General features: G+C 50.9%; 17 protein-coding genes and 1 riboswitch. Of the genes, 4 read left to right on the top strand and 13 right to left on the bottom strand.

The features are described 5' to 3' along the window. Nucleotides 1-190 precede the first annotated feature (190 nt). The 7 genes from Q0090_RS01015 to Q0090_RS00985 form a co-directional block, all read right to left on the bottom strand. A complete protein-coding gene (locus tag Q0090_RS01015) occupies nt 191-919 on the bottom strand; it encodes a HesA/MoeB/ThiF family protein (RefSeq protein WP_297946609.1) in 729 nt (242 codons plus the stop codon). After that, nucleotides 892-1,998 (bottom strand): 2-iminoacetate synthase ThiH, encoded by a 1,107-nt coding sequence (gene thiH / locus Q0090_RS01010; RefSeq protein ID WP_297946607.1) that lies wholly within the window; start codon nt 1,996-1,998, stop codon nt 892-894. Before thiH ends, Q0090_RS01015 begins: the two co-directional genes overlap by 28 nt. A gap of 26 nt (nt 1,999-2,024) precedes the next feature. Continuing rightward, a complete protein-coding gene (locus Q0090_RS01005; RefSeq protein WP_297946605.1) occupies nt 2,025-2,795 on the bottom strand; it encodes a thiazole synthase in 771 nt (256 codons plus the stop codon). Between the two features lie 16 nt (nt 2,796-2,811). Beyond that, the gene (gene thiE / locus Q0090_RS01000) at nt 2,812-4,788 is read right to left on the bottom strand and encodes a thiamine phosphate synthase (RefSeq protein ID WP_297946603.1); all 1,977 of its coding nucleotides are present in this window, start codon (nt 4,786-4,788) and stop codon (nt 2,812-2,814) included. A gap of 13 nt (nt 4,789-4,801) precedes the next feature. After that, nucleotides 4,802-6,580 carry a phosphomethylpyrimidine synthase ThiC gene (gene thiC / locus Q0090_RS00995; RefSeq protein ID WP_297946601.1) on the bottom strand — a complete coding sequence of 593 codons (1,779 nt, stop codon included), beginning with the start codon at nt 6,578-6,580 and terminating at the stop codon, nt 4,802-4,804. Between the two features lie 110 nt (nt 6,581-6,690). Beyond that, nucleotides 6,691-6,891, bottom strand: a complete 201-nt coding sequence (thiS, locus tag Q0090_RS00990) for a sulfur carrier protein ThiS (RefSeq protein WP_297946600.1) — start codon at nt 6,889-6,891, stop codon at nt 6,691-6,693. Nucleotides 6,892-6,994: 103 nt separating this feature from the next. Further along, nucleotides 6,995-7,126, bottom strand: a riboswitch (TPP riboswitch). Between the two features lie 294 nt (nt 7,127-7,420). Further along, on the bottom strand, nt 7,421-8,149 hold the full coding sequence (locus Q0090_RS00985) for a hypothetical protein (protein WP_297946598.1): 729 nt from the start codon (nt 8,147-8,149) through the stop codon (nt 7,421-7,423). A gap of 443 nt (nt 8,150-8,592) precedes the next feature. Here Q0090_RS00985 and Q0090_RS00980 point away from each other — a divergent pair, with 443 nt between their 5' ends. From Q0090_RS00980 to Q0090_RS00970, 3 genes are all read left to right on the top strand, one after another. Beyond that, nucleotides 8,593-9,753 carry an NAD(P) transhydrogenase subunit alpha gene (locus Q0090_RS00980; protein WP_297946596.1) on the top strand — a complete coding sequence of 387 codons (1,161 nt, stop codon included), beginning with the start codon at nt 8,593-8,595 and terminating at the stop codon, nt 9,751-9,753. A 143-nt stretch (nt 9,754-9,896) separates the two neighbouring features. Next, nucleotides 9,897-10,193 (top strand): NAD(P) transhydrogenase subunit alpha, encoded by a 297-nt coding sequence (locus Q0090_RS00975; protein ID WP_276775383.1) that lies wholly within the window; start codon nt 9,897-9,899, stop codon nt 10,191-10,193. A 3-nt stretch (nt 10,194-10,196) separates the two neighbouring features. Beyond that, complete coding sequence (locus Q0090_RS00970; protein WP_297946593.1) at nt 10,197-12,722, top strand: NAD(P)(+) transhydrogenase (Re/Si-specific) subunit beta; 2,526 nt, start codon at nt 10,197-10,199, stop codon at nt 12,720-12,722. A 273-nt stretch (nt 12,723-12,995) separates the two neighbouring features. Here the strand turns inward: Q0090_RS00970 and Q0090_RS00965 are convergent, their stop codons facing one another. From Q0090_RS00965 to Q0090_RS00950, 4 genes are read right to left on the bottom strand one after another with little or no spacing between them, the layout of a single operon-like run. After that, complete coding sequence (locus tag Q0090_RS00965) at nt 12,996-13,520, bottom strand: DUF4252 domain-containing protein (RefSeq protein WP_297946591.1); 525 nt, start codon at nt 13,518-13,520, stop codon at nt 12,996-12,998. Between the two features lie 26 nt (nt 13,521-13,546). Further along, the gene (locus tag Q0090_RS00960) at nt 13,547-14,095 is read right to left on the bottom strand and encodes a hypothetical protein (protein WP_297946589.1); all 549 of its coding nucleotides are present in this window, start codon (nt 14,093-14,095) and stop codon (nt 13,547-13,549) included. A gap of 21 nt (nt 14,096-14,116) precedes the next feature. Then, on the bottom strand, nt 14,117-14,626 hold the full coding sequence (locus Q0090_RS00955) for a sigma-70 family RNA polymerase sigma factor (protein WP_297946587.1): 510 nt from the start codon (nt 14,624-14,626) through the stop codon (nt 14,117-14,119). A gap of 35 nt (nt 14,627-14,661) precedes the next feature. Beyond that, the gene (locus Q0090_RS00950) at nt 14,662-15,228 is read right to left on the bottom strand and encodes a hypothetical protein (protein ID WP_297946585.1); all 567 of its coding nucleotides are present in this window, start codon (nt 15,226-15,228) and stop codon (nt 14,662-14,664) included. 414 nt (nt 15,229-15,642) lie between these two features. Here Q0090_RS00950 and Q0090_RS00945 point away from each other — a divergent pair, with 414 nt between their 5' ends. After that, the gene (locus Q0090_RS00945; RefSeq protein ID WP_297946583.1) at nt 15,643-15,972 is read left to right on the top strand and encodes a hypothetical protein; all 330 of its coding nucleotides are present in this window, start codon (nt 15,643-15,645) and stop codon (nt 15,970-15,972) included. On the opposite strand, the gene Q0090_RS00940 is transcribed toward Q0090_RS00945, so the two are convergent. Continuing rightward, nucleotides 15,969-17,495, bottom strand: a complete 1,527-nt coding sequence (locus Q0090_RS00940; RefSeq protein ID WP_297946581.1) for an NAD(P)H-hydrate dehydratase — start codon at nt 17,493-17,495, stop codon at nt 15,969-15,971. The two genes, Q0090_RS00945 and Q0090_RS00940, sit on opposite strands and share 4 nt — an antisense overlap. 39 nt (nt 17,496-17,534) lie before the next feature. After that, nucleotides 17,535-18,326 (bottom strand): acyl-ACP--UDP-N-acetylglucosamine O-acyltransferase, encoded by a 792-nt coding sequence (lpxA, locus tag Q0090_RS00935; RefSeq protein ID WP_297946579.1) that lies wholly within the window; start codon nt 18,324-18,326, stop codon nt 17,535-17,537. Nucleotides 18,327-18,339 lie beyond the last annotated feature (13 nt).

The following is an 18,339-nucleotide window of genomic DNA, read 5'->3' as shown; positions in this document are numbered from 1 at the left end:
GTATTGCCCTACACTCGCGAGAATGTAGGGCAGAAAATTTTTGTTTCACAGCCTAGTAGCCACTCCGATTCTGGGCAGAATCTTTTTCGTTTTTACCTGTCGGGTATAGAGCTTTTAAGGGGGGAGGAAAAAGGGGAAGGGTATTAGAGAGAAAGAGGGGAGAGGAGGCGGTAGAGCCATTCCATCTCGTTTATTGTATCTCAAAGAGTTGAGTCTCTAGGTGGAGGGCATCGATGCGGAGTAGTTTACCGGCGAGAGAAGTCCCCATCCCGAGGAGGGTCTTTATGGCCTCTAGAGCCATGGTGGAGCCGATAATGCCCGGCATGGCTCCGAGTACGGGTATAACCTCGGTATCGGCTTCGGTATCAATCGTGCTGAATATATCGCGGTAGGCTCCGGCTCCCTGGTAGTGGAAAAGCGAGCATTGTCCTACAAAGTGCGAGACCGCACCGTAGAGATAGGGGATACCTAGTTGCCGGGCTGTGCGATCCATAAGCTCACGGGTATGGTTATTGTCGCATCCATCGATGATAATATGGTACCCTTCTGCAATGGATTGTGCATTCTCTTCGGTAAAATAGTAGGGATAGATCTCAACCGAGCAGTCGCTATTGAGGGCTAAGAGGCGGTTACGGGCGCATTCGGCTTTGGGTAGGTTAAGGTCGGCCTCTGAGTACAAGATCTGCCGCTGTAGGTTGCTTAGGGTTACTATGTCGCCCTCCACAATACCGATATGCCCCACACCGGCGGCAGCCAAATAGTAGAGAATGGGTGCCCCCAACCCTCCGGCTCCTACGACCAACGCGCGCCGAGAGGCGAGCCGAGCCTGCCCCTCGAGACCAATCTCGGGGAGCAAACTCTGCCGTGAATAGCGCACTTTTGGGTCGAGTACTACATCCATTCGTCCCAGTCTTTCCATACGGGTTCGTATCCTTGAGTGCGGATGGCTGCTGCCATTTCGTCTACACTTCTGCCGTCGTTAATCGCGAATTGCTCCAGCTCCGTATGCGGAGTGGCATACCCCCCCGGCTCTGTACTAGAGGCGGCACTCATGGTGGTAGCCCCTATGTGCATAGCCATATCGCGGAAGGCAGAGCTCTCTCTAGTGGATAGAGATATGTCCACTTCGGGGTCGAATAGGCGGTACGCACAAATCAATTGAGCCATTTGGCGGTCGTTGATAGGGTCTGTAGGCATAAAGGAACCTACGTGGGGGCGCAATCGGGGGAGCGAGATGGAGTAGCGAGTACGCCAGTGGGTTCGCTCCAGATACTGCAGGTGAAGAGCCGTAAAGAAGGAGTCGGTACGCCAATTTTGCAGGCCCAGTAAGGCTCCAATACCAATCTTATGCACGCCGGCTTCTCCGCAGCGATCCGGGGTCTCTAGGCGGTAGCGGAAGTTGGCTTTGAGTCCCTTGGGATGGAATTGTGGGTAGGCCGCCTCGTTGTACGTCTCTTGGTAGACACAGACATAGCTCATCCCTGCAGCTACTAGGCGGGCATACTCCTCTGTGTGGAGGGGTTGTACCTCGAGAGATACCTGTGCAAAATGGGGACGAACCGCCTTGATAACCTCTTCGTAGTAGTCCACACCGGTGAGCTTAGGAGCCTCTCCGGAGACGAGAAGGAGGTGCCTAAATCCCCAATCTTTTAGCACAGTGATCTCTTTCATGATATCGTCGATGCTCAGCTTTACTCTATTGATTTGGTTGTGGCAATTGAAGCCGCAGTAGATACAATAGTTGGCACAATAGTTGGAGACGTATAGGGGCACGTACATCTGAATGGTACGCCCAAAGCGGCGCAGGGTAAGCTCCTCGGCCTTGATGGCCATCTGCCGGAGATAGGGCTCTGCAGCCGGGGAAATGAGAGCTTTGAAGTCCTCTAGATTGCAACGATCTTTGCCTAGTGCCCTCAGCACATCAGCCTCTGTTTTGGCAAAGATAGAGGCCTCTTCTTCGTCCCAATTATGTTTGATTAATTCGTCGTAGTAGGTCATTTTCTTCCTTTCAAAGATAGGGTCTTTTATAGGTTGAAGTAGCTATCGACGGGCGAAGTGGCCGAAGCACTGTGAGCCACTGCCGGCAACCCTGCTTCGTAAGCTCGCCTACCTGCCACTACGGCTTCGCGGAAGGCTTGTGCCATGGCAACGGGGTCCCCTGCTGCCGCAATAGCGGTATTGACAAGTACCGCATCGGCTCCCATCTCCATGGCTTCTGCCGCGTGCGAAGGCGCTCCGATACCGGCATCCACTACTACCGGCACTCTACTTTGCTCTATGATAATGCGTAGGAAGTCTCTCGTAAGAAGCCCTTTGTTCGTACCGATAGGAGCCCCGAGAGGCATTACGGCAGCAGCCCCTGCGTCCTCCAGGCGTTTGCACAAAATGGGGTCGGCTTGTATATAGGGCATTACAAAGAATCCCTCTTTGGCGAGTACTTCGGTGGCTTTGAGCGTCTCAAAAGGATCGGGGAGAAGATATTTTGGGTCGGGGTGGATCTCGACTTTTATGATGCGAGCGCCGAGAGCTTCGTAGGCTAGGCGTGCTGCAAATATAGCCTCATCGGCATTGTGCGTGCCCGAGGTATTGGGCATGAGATGCACTCCGGGGTGGCGAATTGCCTCTATCAGATCGTCGTGGTCGCTGTTGGTTTCCACACGCTTGAGGGCTACTGTTACAAGTTCGCTCCCCGAGGCTTCGATGGCGCGTTGCATGAGTTCGTTGGAGGCAAACTTGCCCGTTCCGAGAAATAAGCGAGACTGAAAGGTTTGCCCTGCAATGGTTAATTGTTCCATAGGTAAAGTACGAGATTTAGAAATATTGATCGCTGAGTTGTACAAGTCGGGCACTCTCGGCTTGTGGGTCTGTAGCGTGGTTGATAATGCCGGAGAGGGCAATGCCTTGCACCCCTACGCCTGCTAGGGTGGGGAAGTCGTCGGCAGTAATCCCTCCAATGGCAATGAGGGGAATAGGTTGGGGTAGGCCTCTGTTAAAACGGACGAGGGCGGCCATGCCTTCTTCGCCGAGCAGCGGACTGAGGAGTTTCTTCGTTTGGGTGGTGCGGAAGGGGCCTATCCCCACGTAGTCTACCCCTTGTAGGGAGCGTAGAGCCAGGTCTTCGATCCGATTGCAGGTAGCCCCTACGATTTTGTCCACTCCCAGGATGCGGCGGACGTCGGCAGGGGGGAGGTCGTCGAGCCCCACGTGCACGCCATCGGCATCCGAGCGAAGAGCCGCCTCCACATCATCGTCTATAATCAAGATCGCCGAGGGATAAGGCTGCATCTCTTGGCGGATGGCTCGAGCGGCTACAACTCGCTCTTCGGTTGATGCCGTCTTCATACGAAGTTGTATCCAGCGTACGCCCCCTTGCAACGCGGCTCTGCATTGGTTGAGTATCTCCTCCAAATCGGAGCTATCGGTAATGAATTGCAACTTTCCTCTTCGCAGCTTCTCGGCTTTGAGTCTCTCTCCGGAGGGAGGGAGAATTGCGAGACGCATCTTGCCGGAGCGGCGCAAAGCATCTACGTACCATTGCCCTTTGCGGCAAGCTTCGGAGAGTGTTTCTCCTTGAGCCAGTGCCGTGGCGATAGCCGCAGATAGGGCGCAACCGGTGCCGTGCTTATCGTAGGGAGTGCGTGGCACTCGGCTCGATTGGGCTTCGCGGTGGGGTTGATAGAGTACATCGGAGGAGGCGTCTGTATCGGACGAATGCCCTCCCTTAAGCAGAATAGCTACATGATGAGTATCTGCCACTTGCTGCAACTTGTGCTCCCAATCGGCACCAAAGAGCCGTTCTGCTTCGGGTAGGTTGGGGGTAATTAAGGAGCAGCAAGAGAAGATTTTGTGGAGAAGATCGGGCGTCCAATCGGCGTGTAGGGGATCTCTCCCATAGCTGGGTTGCAAGATGGGGTCCCATACAATCTGCCGAACTCCTGCCTCTTGTAGCAGGGCGCCTATGGTGTACACATCTTGGAGCGAAGCCACAAGACCAATCTTGGCCGCATGGGGCTTGTGTCGCTTGAGTAACTGCCGGAGTGCAGGGATAAAGTCCACACTTTGGCACGATACGAACTCACATTCATCTTGAGTGGTAAGGCAGGTCGTAACCGATAGAGGGTAAGCCCCAAGGCGTTCTATGGTACGAACATCGGCCGTAAGCCCTGCCCCCGAAGAGGGGTCATGCCCTGCGATCGTTAGTACTTCGGGGCGAGCGAAACGAGAAAAAGCCTCTTCCATGGCATCCACTTGCTCGGCGAGGTAGCCCAGCGTAGCCCCTCCTGCAAATCCATAGGAGCGTATGAGGGGGTAGTTGTCCGGAGTGATTCCGCCCAAGGCAAGCACCGGGAAGGGGAGCTTAGGGAGCCTAGATCGGCATTCATCTAAATTGATATTCGCGTGGTATCCGCCCTTGGAGATACTATCGAAGACGGGGCTGAGCAAAGCTAAGTCGGGGCAGAAGGGGAGAGACTCTAGTTCGTCCAAACTATGCGCCGACGCTGTAATGCGTTGGGTTTGAGCTACCTCTTGCCAATGCTTCCACTCCTTTTGTCGGGAGGCCTTGAGATGAATCCCCCCAAGACCTGCCACGGGTACCAAGTGAAAGTAGTCCGCCAAGATGACCTTACTGCGGTGGCGGGGCTCAATGGCTCGGATACAATCTTCGTACTGCTCTTGGGGCGCATCGGGCAAGCGCAAGAGCAGCATAGACAAGCCTGCCCCCAGTAGTGCATTGTAGTGTTGCACTACCTTGGGAGTGGCATTGGGTGGGGTTATAGCCAGTAGCATAGGCTGTGAAGGGTTATTCTTCTTCCCCTTTTATACGATCGTGGAGGTTCTTTGAGGCACGCATAGAGCAGAAGTGCTCACCACACATGGAGCAGAAATGCGCCGTCTTGTGTCCTTCGGCAGGGAGTGTCTCGTCGTGGAATTTGAGAGCCGTTTCGCTGTCGAGTGCAAGATGGAATTGGTCGCGCCAGCGGAATTCGTAGCGTGCCTTGCTCATGGCGTAATCGCGGAAATAGGCTGCCGGATGTCCCTTGGCAAGGTCTGCTGCATGGGCTGCAAGCTTATAGGTGATAACGCCTTCTTTTACGTCGTCTCTATTGGGTAACCCGAGGTGCTCTTTGCGTGTTACGTAGCAGAGCATGGAGGTACCAAACCAACCGATCATGGCTGCCCCTATGGCAGAAGTGATGTGGTCGTACCCCGGGGCGATGTCTGTAACCAAGGGGCCGAGTGTATAGAAAGGAGCTTCGTTGCATAGGTCGAGCTGGAGATCCATATTCTCACGAATCTTTTGCATGGGTACGTGTCCGGGGCCCTCGATAATCACCTGTACGTCGTGTTTATCTGCGATACGAGCCAATTCGCCTAGGGTGCGAAGTTCTGCAAATTGTGCCTCATCGTTAGAGTCTGCAATGCAGCCGGGGCGAAGTCCGTCACCTATGGATACTGCCACATCGTAGCGAGCGAGTATCTCACAAATATCCTCAAAATGCTCGTAGAGGAAGCTCTCTCTCTTGTGCGTTGTACACCAACTTGCCATGATAGCACCGCCGCGCGATACAATACCCGTGAGGCGCTTCATGGTGAGGGGGATATGCTGCCAGCGAAGCCCTGCATGGATGGTAAAGTAGTCCACTCCCTGCTCGGCTTGCTCTATGAGCGTGTCTCGGTAGATCTCCCAGGAGAGCTTGGAGGCGTCGCCTTTTACCTTCTCAAGAGCTTGGTAGAGGGGAACGGTGCCCACGGGTACGGGTGAGTTACGTACAATCCATTCGCGCGTTTCGTGGATGTTGCGCCCTGTGGAGAGGTCCATGATGGTATCAGCCCCCCAGCGTGTTGCCCAAACGGCTTTTTCTACCTCCTCTTGTATCGAACTGGATATAGGCGAATTCCCTAGATTGGCATTGATCTTAACAAGGAAGTTTCTCCCTATAATCATGGGCTCACTCTCGGGGTGATTGATATTCGCAGGGAGTATGGCGCGCCCGGCAGCGATCTCATCTCGTACAAACTCCGGCGTAATAAGTTCGGGAAGATGAGCGCCAAAAGACTCTCCTTTCTCCTTCTTATAGTACTCCTTAATCTCGTCGCAAAGTTGATTTTCGCGGATGGCAACGTACTCCATTTCGGGGGTAATGATGCCTCTACGAGCGTAGGCGAGCTGGGTTACTCGCTTGCCCGGAGCCGCTACGAGGGGGTGGTCTTCGATGTGCTCGAAGCGGAGGTGATCGAGGCTTTTGTCGGCACGGCGCTCACGACCATACTCAGACGAAAGAGCCTCCAATCGGCAGGTATCCTGACGCTCCTCAATCCATTTGGCACGCAACTTGGGTAAGCCCTTGTGGGGGTCGGCCGTATAGTTGGGATCGGAGTAGGGCCCCGAGGTGTCGTATACCACTACAGACTCGTTTTGTATGGAGTTGCCCTTCTCGTCTATCGTGGGCGAGAGGTCTATGCGGCGCATGGCCACACGGATATCTTTGAACTGCTTGCCGGGTACGTAGATCTTGGTACTGCCGGGCAGTGCCCCAGTGGAGATGGGGAGGTTTTCGGTTTGGTCTTTTGCTCTCATTTTTATCTCTTTATGAGGTTTGATTGTTTCTATTACTTATATGATTATGGGGGATAAATAGGAATGGAACTGAGGGTAGAGTCGGAGTCTTCGGCTCCTCTTCCGGCTTATCATCCCCCCTTTACTGCTCCTATAATAAGGACCTTATTACCCTCGTGTAGGGGAGTCTCCGGCCAAGCTGCTCGTTTGATTATTGTCTGATCTATGGCCACGGCAACATGCCCCTCGGCATGCCCAAGTTGAGTCATAAGGTCGAGGAGGGTAGTGCCCTCTGGGGTATTGTGTGGATGTCCGTTGAGTATGATTTGCATAACTCTCTCCTTTCTTTATTACTTCTTTACGCCATAGAAAACCCTAGAATGGGGGAGGAGGGATATGCCGAGCGAGGGGCTTGATGTGTGTGTAGCACCCTCAGTGTGATGAAAGCTTCTTTGCCTACGCCGGCATTATCCGGATCAGGTTCAGGGTATCATCTCAGCCTTGCTCTCGTTTCTCTGTCCCCATAAGGGGAGAGAGTAACTATCCAAAGCACCCCCAGAAGAGTTGTCTATATATAAAGGATACATTGCGCTCTCTGTATCCATGTGCGCCCACAAAGATACGTATAAATATGGTATGGCAAGCGCGGTTTGTCGTCAATTTTAGCTCCTAAGTCAGATGTTTTTGCGTTTATCTAGGTCTTGGTATAGACTACCTGTTTACCTTCATGGGGCTGTGCGTATGACCTCTTTTATCTCCTTCTTATTCGCTCTCCCCAGTAGAAATACAGAGAAAATAAAAAGAGAGAAGCCCTCTTTGCTAGAGATAGGCTTCTCTCCTCTTTAGAAAGTGTAGGCAAAATTACTTGCTGTGAAGAGGAAACTTTATATCCACTTGCCTAGATATAGTATTGCCATTGGATAGCGTCATGGAGACAGTGAAAGTTATCGTCTTGTCCATCCATGCTGTAGGGGGTTCTTTTATGTACAATATCCACCAAGGATGAGACGCTAAAAGCCGATTCAGATCCATTGGATCTGTCATTTTTAGCATGGCTAAGAATTTAAAACTATCGTCATATCCACGTTTGATATAGCTCAGATTATCTAAGAATGATAGAGCTGCAACATCATTAAGGGAAGCCCCTTTCTCATGATCTTTGTCGTAGGCCGTATTACACGTTACCTTTATCTCTTTTGGAACACTTATGATACCTACGTGCCTACTTATGATACGCCCGCCTTGTTGTGTGTGCTTAAAGTAGCATGTATCGCCTATAGAGGATAGAAAGTGTACAATTTTAGAGTTTTGCCTATCATAACTGTTGTATTCTACCCTACTGCCTTGCATTTCTATCTTGCAGATTTCTACAAACTTTTCCTCATGTAGCAGGTGTATTGCTCTTCCTTTTGTATCAGAGTCTATAGCCTCTAGACGAAAATCATTGGGTTCTACAAACGCTGTGAGGAAGTGTGGGTAGTGTAGTTTTGGGCCAAAGAGCCAGTCGCCTATACAGCTACTCAAGCTCATACTGATCCCCATAAAAAGAGTGGCGATAAGTACTCCTCTAGATGTAATCTTCTTCTTCATAAGTAATTCTCCTTATTCTACGATCCAATACTCGGACAAGTCTCTAGCGGAAGACGGAGATAGTTCGGTGTTGTGAGTGTGTTTCTTTTTAATTTTTATAATTATAACTAGCCACAAAGATACAATTCTTTTTAGGATACAAACAAGTCCCTTTCGTACCCCCTTTGAGTAGAGCCGATTGCTGTGGAGAAAAAGGGGCTTAGTAGCATCCATAGCCGAGAAGGCTCCATTAATTAGTGCCTTCTTGAGAGTATATAGCTAAAATATTATGGATATTTGCACTACCTGTATAGGAATAAATTGTATCTTTGCTCCTGCGTAGTATTGGGTACTTTACTTATTGATATTTCCTCGTTTTAGTGGGGATGTCAGTTGGGGATGGGGCTCGTTGGAAGCTGCGTTAGGAAAACGATCACTAACTTCATTCTAAAAAACAAATAATCATGATCATTGGTGTTCCCAGAGAGATTATGCACGATGAGGCTCGCGTAGCTGCCAGCCCCGAAGCCGTTGCCAAGTATGTAGCAGATGGTTTTACCGTGCTTTTTGAAAAAGGTGCCGGCGAAGGTGCTTTCTATCACGACGAAGAGTACAAAAAGGCAGGAGCCGAGCTTATTGATGGTCCTAAGGAGATTTACGACCGTAGCGACATCATTATTAAGGTAAAAGAGCCTCTTTTCAATGAGCAATTGGGGGTTCATGAGATTGATATGATGCACAAGGGGCAGTATATCATCACCTTTATTCACCCGGCCTCTCCGGTAAACCATGACATGGTACGCAAGATGGCAGCTCAGGGCGTTATTGGCTTAACTCTTGATGGCGTGCCCCGTATCTCTCGCGCACAAAATCTCGATGCTCTTACCTCAATGAGTACCTGTGCAGGTTACAAAGGTATCCTTATGGCGGCCAACGACCTCGCCAGCTTCATGCCTCAGATGTTCACCGCAGTGGGTAAGATCGACCCCATGAAGGTGATGGTAATCGGGGTAGGGGTTGCTGGTCTCCAGGCTCTTGCTACGGCTAAGCGTTTGGGCGCAGTTCTCTATGCTGCCGATATCCGTCCTGCTGCTGCAGAGCAAGCTACCAGCCTTGGTGCTAAGCTTGTGGATACGGGTGTTGCCCCAGAGCTTGCTATTGCCGAGGGTGGGTACGCTAAGCACCTCCCCGAAGACGTCCTTCTCAAGGAGCGTGAGCTTTTGAAGTCTACCATCCAAGATATGGATATCGTTTTCTGTAGTGCTCTCGTTCCCGGTAAGATTGCTCCGGTAATCATTACAGAGGAGATGGTGAAGGGGATGAAGCCCGGATCCGTTATCGTAGATATCTCTATCGACCAGGGTGGTAACTGCGAAATCACCCCCGCCGGTCGCCGCGAAGTAAAGCATGGTGTAGTACTTGAGGGTATTAAGAACATCCCCGGTATGCTCCCGAAGAGCTCTACATGGATGTTCTCTCAGAATATGTACAACCTCGTGAAGTACCTCGTAAAGGATGGCAAGATGAACCTCGATATGAGCGACGAGATCTGCCAAAAGATCCTTGTTACTCGCGATGGCGAAATTGTACATGAGGGTACACGCGAAGCAATGGGGATGAAGTAATTGAGATCTCCCCGAAAGAAATAATTGGGCATTGCCCCTATAGAGGGGAAGGTTTATTACAAGGATAAGCCTTCCCCTCGTTTGCATTCGCTTCTCCGCTTGGTAACTATTCTCTATCTACACATTAGACTCAATCACATATTATGAATCCTCTTATTTTGGTACTGATCTTCGTGGCAGCCACGATTATCGGATACTTTCTTATTAAAAATGTCCCGAGCCTTTTGCATACGCCCCTCATGTCGGGGATGAATGCCCTCTCGGGAGTTACGATTATTGGGGCACTGGCTGCTGCAGGTCTTGCTCTGCTCGTTCATGATCCGCTATGGGGGCAGGTGCTAGGGGCTTTGGCCATTATCCTTGCAACGATTAACGTGGTAGGTGGTTTTGGTGTGACCCACCGCATGCTGCGTATGTTCCAACAGAAAAAGAAGAAATAAACTATGGACCAGACGCTTATATACGTAATTAGTGCCCTTCTTTCACTGCTTGTGATGGTGGGTATTGCCCTTATGAGTAAGGTGCGTTATGCCTCTTTGGGTAATTCTCTTAGTGCTCTGGCCATCCTTGCCGGTATTGTTTTTACTCTACTTACAAAGGAGAATAATGGTACGCCTATCATTACAGCTTGGAGTCTCTATCCCTCTCTTATTATTGGAACCCTGATTGGGGGGATGTTTGCCATGCGCGTAAAAATGATACAGATGCCCCAGTTGGTTGCCTTGCTCAACGGCCTTGGTGGAGGAGCTTCGGCACTCGTGGGGATTCTCTCTGTGGCGGGTATTGGTGAAACCCTAGAGGCTACTGCATTTAGTAATTTTACCGGCTACCTCGCCATTGGTATCGGACTTATCACGTTGGTTGGTAGCCTTGTTGCTGCCGGCAAATTGCATCGTATTCTTCCACAAAAGCCGCAGGTTTGGGCTTTCCATTCGATGGCGACGGTACTCTCGCTTGTGGTAATGGCGATACTGATACTCATCGGTACTTTCTCTCAATACGAGGGGATGCCTATATTCTGGTTAATTGCCGGAGTCTCTATCTTCTCTGCTCTCTTTGGGCTTTACTTCTCTATCCGTGTAGGTGGGGCCGATATGCCGATCACCATCTCGCTGCTCAACTCGTTGAGTGGTGTAGCCGGAGCTATTGCCGGTATGGCTATTGGGGATGTCCTGCTCGTTGCGGTGGGTGGTATTGTAGGGGCATCAGGATTGTTGCTGACGCAGATTATGTGCCGAGCTATGAATCGTAGCCTCCTCTCTATCCTCCTCGGTACAAAGAAAAAGGTGGCTGCGCCTGCCCCCTCACCTGTGGCAACGCCTTCGCCGGCTGCTGCTCTCAAAGTAGAAGTAAAGAAAACCCCCGGTGAGGTACTCTCCACCGCCAAGCGTGTAATTATCGTACCGGGCTATGGTATGGCACTTGCTCAGGCTCAGCACGAGGTGAAACATCTTGCCGATGCTCTTCGCAAAGGGGGCGCAGAGGTTCGCTTTGCCATCCACCCCGTGGCCGGTCGTATGCCGGGTCATATGAACGTACTCCTTGCCGAGGCCAATGTGCCCTACGACGATCTCTTTGAGATGGAGGCTATCAACGACGATTTTGCCAAGGTGGATGCAGCCATCGTGATTGGGGCAAATGACGTACTGAACCCTGCCGCTCGTAATGCCGAGGGTACGCCCATCTACGGCATGCCGGTACTGAATGTAGACCAAGCACCCTACGTAGTTATCTGCAACTACGACCTCAAACCGGGCTATGCCGGCGTAGAGAATCCGCTTTACACGAGAGAAGAGGGTGTGGCACTCCTTACGGGCGATGCTAAAGAAACCGTCTCAGCTCTTCTTTCTGATTACCAAAAAGCATTGGCAGGTAATGGCGCAGCAGCTCCTAAAACCGAAGCTAATGATAAGCCCACGGCAGGGGCTATCCTCTCCACAGCCAAGCGCGTGATTATCGTACCCGGCTATGGTATGGCACTCGCTCAAGCGCAGCACGAAGTGAAGCAGCTTGCTGATAAACTTCGCTCGAAGGGTGCCGAGGTTCGCTTTGCCATCCACCCTGTGGCAGGCCGTATGCCGGGGCATATGAATGTACTCCTCGCTGAGGCGAATGTACCTTACGAAGACCTTTTTGAGATGGAGGCTATCAACGACGACTTTGCCAAGGTAGATGCCGCTATCGTAATCGGGGCTAACGACGTACTGAATCCCGCAGCTCGCAATGCTGAGGGTACGCCCATCTACGGCATGCCGGTACTGAATGTAGACCAAGCTCCCTACGTCGTTATCTGCAACTACGACCTCAAACCGGGCTATGCCGGCGTAGAGAATCCGCTTTACACGAGAGAAGAGGGTGTAGCTCTCCTTACGGGGGATGCCAAGGAGAGTTTGGCTCGCCTTATGGACGAGATGGATCAGACCGTTGCTCCCGAGGCTGAGGGTGCAAAGGAATCCGCTTCTAGCACTCCCTCCTATACTCAGTGGATGAAGGAGGCGAAGAAGGTAATTATCGTGCCCGGTTATGGTATGGCGCTCGCTCAAGCGCAGCACGAAGTAAAGCAACTCGCCGATAAACTTGCAAAGCAGGGGGCAGAGGTTCGCTTTGCTATCCACCCTGTAGCCGGACGTATGCCGGGGCATATGAACGTGCTCCTTGCCGAGGCAAATGTTCCCTACGAAGACCTTTTTGAGATGGAGGCTATCAATAATGATTTCGCTTCTACCGATTTGGTGGTTGTAATTGGGGCTAACGATGTTTTGAATCCTGCCGCCCGCAATGCCGAGGGTACGCCCATTTACGGCATGCCTGTCTTGAATGTGGATCAAGCACCTCATGTGATTATCTGTAACTACGACCTCAAACCTGGGTATGCCGGGGTAGAAAATCCGCTCTATACACGCGAGGCGGGTGTAGCTCTGCTTACGGGAGACGCCAAAGAGTCTCTTCAAAAGCTTCTTGCTCTCTAGGAGAGACTTCCCCTAAAATCTTTCCATCCCCACTAGAGCCATCTAGTGGGGATTTTTTTCTTTCCCCACAAACCAAAAAGTGAGCTCCTCGCAAAGTATCATCGCTTTGCGAGGAGCTCTATATAAAACAGATTCAAATTAGTTGTCTTTAGAGGAGAGTGAGTTGGGGCTTCCTAACGTGCTCCCGCATTTCTGGAAGCCCCGAGTTTAATAGAAGAATATGAAAAGGTAATGTTGTTTTAGTCTCTCTTATTATGAGGTAGAGGCGTGATCTTACCGATTGCGAAGGGGACCCTTGCGAGAGGGTTGCTCCGGAGATTGTACCGCTTCCTCTATTTGTTTACGAGTGAATTTGCCGATGAACGAAATCGCTACGTACTCCTCCGGCGAGTCTACTAGGAGGTAGAGGTCGTGTATTTCGTTGCCCTTTTTTCTACCCACGAGGTGCATGGTTCTCTGATCCTCTTTCACAAAGAAAAGTTGCTCGTAGGTGGGTGAGTCCATCTTGATCATGGGGGTGAAGATGGAGCGCATGAGCTGGATATTCTTACGATCTTCTGCCGAGAAGATGTACACGGAGTTGACCGCTTGTACCAATCCGTGTAGGGAGGCGGAGTGCCCATTGCTGCCGGAAAATCGTAGGGAAGACTCCGAAAGCATAGAGGAGGATAGGTAAACTACCGTGATGCCGTCAGTAGACATTAGACGCTCCAGTGTAGTGTTGTTTTGCGCCTGCACGGGGCGGAAGGTTAGAGGTAGTAGTGCAAATAGGGCGGTGACGATGGGTAGGAGTTTCATATCGCAGACGGGTATATCTAGAGAGACTAATAAGAGATGTCAAAGGGCGAGGCAAAGGGGGTAGTGGAGCTCATCGGCTGTATCTGTTGGTAAGAGGCATCTAGAAAGCTAGAAACTTCTTCCAGGGTGGAGTGAGCCTTGGTGTAGTGTGCATTGCCGGCCGAGAGGCAATCGTTGAGCAATCCAAAGGCGCGCGCCATCTCACGATCCACTTCCTCCTGATCTATGGGGCGAGTATTACGCCAAGAGCCATTGGGCTCAGAGGCGGGCTGCCAGATAGAGGTGCCGATAGCGATAAGGAGAGCTAGAGCAGCAGCGGCGGTGAGAATAGGTTTGGGGATGATGCGCCAACGCTTCTGTACCTTCAGTTCTTGAGTTGCCGGTTCCTCCCGCTTTTGTAGAGAGAGCTGGGCGGCCGCCATCATCATTTGCTCGATGGCTAGTAAGTCCGGGCGATAGGGGCTGTCTTCGGACTCTTCGAGTAGAGAGAGATAGAGGGAGACTTCCTCTTCGGGAGAGGTTGACCCATCGTAGTACTTCCGGAGTAGCTCCTCAAGTTGGCTTGGAGTAGTCATGCTTTTTATCGCTCTAGGGGTTCAATCTTTTTCAAATAGGGCTCGTACTTCTTTGCGAAGGCGAGATAGGGTGCTTCGTACTGTTGTCTCTTGTAGGCCAAGGCGATCTGCTGTCTCTTGGTTGGATAGCATCTCGTAGTGCCTTAGCATGAATATACTTTTTTGGGGCTCGCGTAATTGTTCTACCCAATGTGCAAGGCGTTCTTCTCCGCTCTTTGCTACAAGCGTGCTATGGGGGTCGGCACTATTGTCTATTTGTAGAGCTAGAGCCGTCTCAGCCTCTTTGCCACTTGTGCGCAGTCTCTCGCCGGCACTCTTGAGGTGGTCTAGGCATCGGTTGCGTGCAATGCGCACGGCATAGGCTTGTGGCGACTGCACGTTGTCCAGCTCATCTCGTTGCTCCCATAGGCGGAGGTAAACATCTTGAGTGATATCGTTGGCTACCTCCTGATCTGTGAGTAGGGCCATGCATACCATAAATATCACCTGCCTAAGGGGGAGATATGTTTGGTTGAATGTAGCCTTATTCATACAGATAGAGAGTAGAAGAGATGGAGCCTATCGGACTATTTATCCCCCGATTGAGCAGGGGCTAAGTGAATCGCACTATTAAGTCTAAAGTGACCTAGTAGGCGGATCGCCTGTTGCCGCTTCTCGTTTGTATATAGGATATACATGCCCGTAAAGGTAGAGTCTTGAGTATTGCGTATGCCAAAGATACGCACTTTGTCGCTACCCTCGCTGGCAAGCGTGATCAATTCGGAGTCCTCAAACTGTAGGGGCGAAAAAAGAGATACGACAACCTTCTGATCTCCTCGGGAGAGTGCTAGCGAACGAGGTATAGAGAGTATGAAAAGACTTTGCTCTTCCGCTTCTTTGAGAGTAAGAGGTAAAGTACCGCTATCACTCTTGAAACTTGATGTTGCCAAAGCATCGAGGAACTCCCCATCAATTACAGGGGTAGCGCCACTAAACAACTGGGCCAAGACTTCTGCCCCAATATAGCTACATTCCACTCCCTCTATGCGAGCGCATTGCTCGAATAGATTCGCAATAGAGGTGGTGGTAGACTGAGCCATTGCACTTAGGCAACCGGCAAACCCCAAGAGGGAAACCAGAAGGTGTCGAATCATCTTTTATTTCTTTGTCATGTAAGTTTTCTAAAGAGAGTGTGAAGGGCCTACTCTGCGATGGGCTACTCCTTCTTCTCTATTGGGGCTCTCGCTTAGAACCCTCTACTCATAAGACGAACTGAAAGAGAATTTGTTGCATCTGAGGGTGAAATATTTTTCGCTCTTGCCCTGGGACTAAAAATTTCTAGGGCAGGATTTCCCAATTTTTCAGCCAGAATGGGAGAGACTTTTCAGGTAGAAAAAGAAAACTTTTTGGGCGAAATCTCCTCCCCCTTCACTCCAGCCAGAAATCCCCGCTCCCTCGACTTCGTCTCTCCATCGCACCTGAGAACGCTTTCTCTTCTCCTTGATTTAATAGATAGGACGCGGTGATGCTGTACCTTTGTCTCTTGGATGAGATAGAGAAGGCTGTGTATGCGTATTATTCGTAATTCCTATATCCCTTTTCGGGGATTTACTGCCATGAATCTTTTTGGGGTACTCTTTGTACGTCGGGAGGCTGCGGAACTTACGCCGGAAACACTCAATCACGAAAAAATCCATTCTGCCCAGATGCGAGAGATGCTTTACATCCCTTTCTATATATGCTATCTCTTGGAGTGGCTCCTGCGCTTGCTCCTCCCGGGCAATGCCTATCGCAATATCTCTTTTGAGCAAGAGGCGTATAAATACCAAAACGACCTCTCCTACCTAAGTAGAAGAGGTCGCTTTGCGTGGTTTCGTTTCCTATTTAGAGCCCGTTAGCGGTCTTCGAAGCTTTTGAATACCTCCGGGAGGTTGTCAATAATGTCGGAGGCAATGAGGGCTGTTTCGCTAGACCTAGCTGCAAAGAGGTCGCCCGCTTCCCCATGGAAGTAGTTGGCGAGTACTGCCGCCGTAGAGGGGTCGTAGCCTTGCGCCAGTAGGGCAAGAATAATCCCTGTGAGCACATCGCCACTGCCTGCTGTTGCCATACCCGGGTTGCCCTTGCTATTGAAGTAGATACTCCCGGCAGGGGTACACGTGGTGGAGTAAGCCCCTTTTAAGATGATATTTAGTCCGTGTGTACGAGCAAAGTAGGTAGCCTGCTCAAGGCGTTCTTCGTCCGTATCCCAGTGGGTCGTAAGGCGGTCGAATTCTCCCGCATGAGGGGTGAGAATGCTGCCTTTGGGCACTAGGTCAAGTAACGACTTATGGTTCGCAATCAAATTAAGCGCATCGGCATCTATCACAAAAGTCTTGTCACTTGCATTGGAGAATAGGTCGATGAGCATCTCAGCCGTCTCCTCCTCTTGTCCCAGCCCGGGGCCTATGGCAATCACATCGTACTGCCGTAGGTTATCTACCATTGTGGTGATGTTGCTATTGACGTCCAGGTCGAGCATGGCCTCGGGAACAGCTGCCTGCAAGGCGGTCTCTCCACGGTAAGGAATATGGCAGGTGAGCTTGCCGATACCACTCCTAAGAGCCGCTTTGCTAGCAAGTATCGCTGCGCCCATTTTGCCTTGAGAGCCTGCAATGAGTAGCCCATGACCAAATAGCCCCTTGTGTGCGAAGCGATCGCGACGGCGGAATATCGTAGCTAGCGTATTCTCCTCAATCAGATAGTGGCGGGTAGGCAGGTTGTCTTTGCCGCTACTGCTCAGCCCAAGTTGGATTACACTGGGATTCCCAATGAAGGGGGCATTTTCTGCAAAAAAGAAACAACGCTTGGGGTACTCCAGAGTGTAGGTATAGGTGGCTTTGATGATGGCATCACGGTCTACCATGAGATTTTCGCTGGGATACAAGCCCGAGGGTAGGTCTATGGATACAACCTCGCACTGCGATTGATTGATGTATTGTATGATGCTTCTGTAGGCTCCCTCCGGGGTGCGATTGAGCCCCGTACCGAAGAGACCATCAATAACAATATGCTTGGGCGTCAATACGGGGAACTCGATCTTGCCACTAATTACCTCTTGTAGTTTGATGTTGGGATGGCTGGCCACGCGATTTCTCATCGTCTCACATGCCGAGGAAAGCGACTGCTTCCCTTGGATCAAGAAGACCGAGACTGCATAGTTATTGCTTGCAAGCTCAAGGGAGAGAGCTAGGGCATCGGCTCCATTATCACCATTCCCGGCAATACAAACAATGGGGCGTCCGCAATTCTTATATACATGCAAAAACTCTTCGGAGAGCTTGGTTGCTGCATTCTCTATAAGCGTGAGGAGAGGTAGCCCCTCGTGCTGTATGGTGTGTGTATAGAGGGCGTTAATTTCTTCGCCGGAGAATATCTTTATCATATAACTATACCAAAGACTTAAGAAGAAAGGACTTGGGCTTTAGTCTATACTCCCTCGTACAATACCTCGCTCCGAAGAACGAATAAAGTTGAGGATCAGGTCACGCTCAGGAGAAGATGGGATCTCTTGTTCGATGGTGGCAATGGCTTCTGTATTGTTAAGTCCGCGTTGGTAGAGGGTACGATATACGTCATTAATGAGAAAAATTTGCTCATTGGTGAATCCTCTACGCCGCAGTCCCACGATATTGATGCCGCAGTACACAATCGGGTCGCGACCAATTAGGGTGTAGGGAGGAATGTCTTTGGAAACACGGCTCCCCCCTTGTATCATTGTGTGTTGCGAGATGCGACTAAACTGATGTACGAGTACACTTCCACTGAGTATGGCATAGCTGTCAATTTCCACTTCCCCTGCTATCTGGGAGGCATTGCCTATGATAATGTGATTTTGTAGTACACAGTCGTGGGCAATGTGGCTGTATGCCATGATGAGACAATGGTCTCCTATTTTGGTATAACCACGGGAGGCCGTCCCTCGATTGACGGTGGCATATTCGCGGATGGTCGTGTAGTCCCCTATATAGGCGAGGGTCTCCTCTCCTTGGAATTTTAGGTCTTGGGGAACTCCTGCTATCACAGCTCCCGGATGGATCTCGCAGTGTGCCCCTATACGAGCACCACTGCGTATGATGGCATGGCTGTGGATATGAGTTCCCTCTCCTATCTCTACATTTTCTTCTATTATGGCAAAGGCGTCTATTTGTACCCTGTCGGCTAGCTTAGCCTCGGGGGCAACAAGGGCTGTGGGGTGTATGGTGGTTGTGTCCATTTTATAGGGGAGA

The sequence above is a fragment of the uncultured Porphyromonas sp. genome, from assembly GCF_938023125.1.
In the GTDB taxonomy this organism is placed as follows: Bacteria; Bacteroidota; Bacteroidia; order Bacteroidales; family Porphyromonadaceae; genus Porphyromonas.
This window is presented reverse-complemented; position numbering and strand designations above follow the sequence as displayed.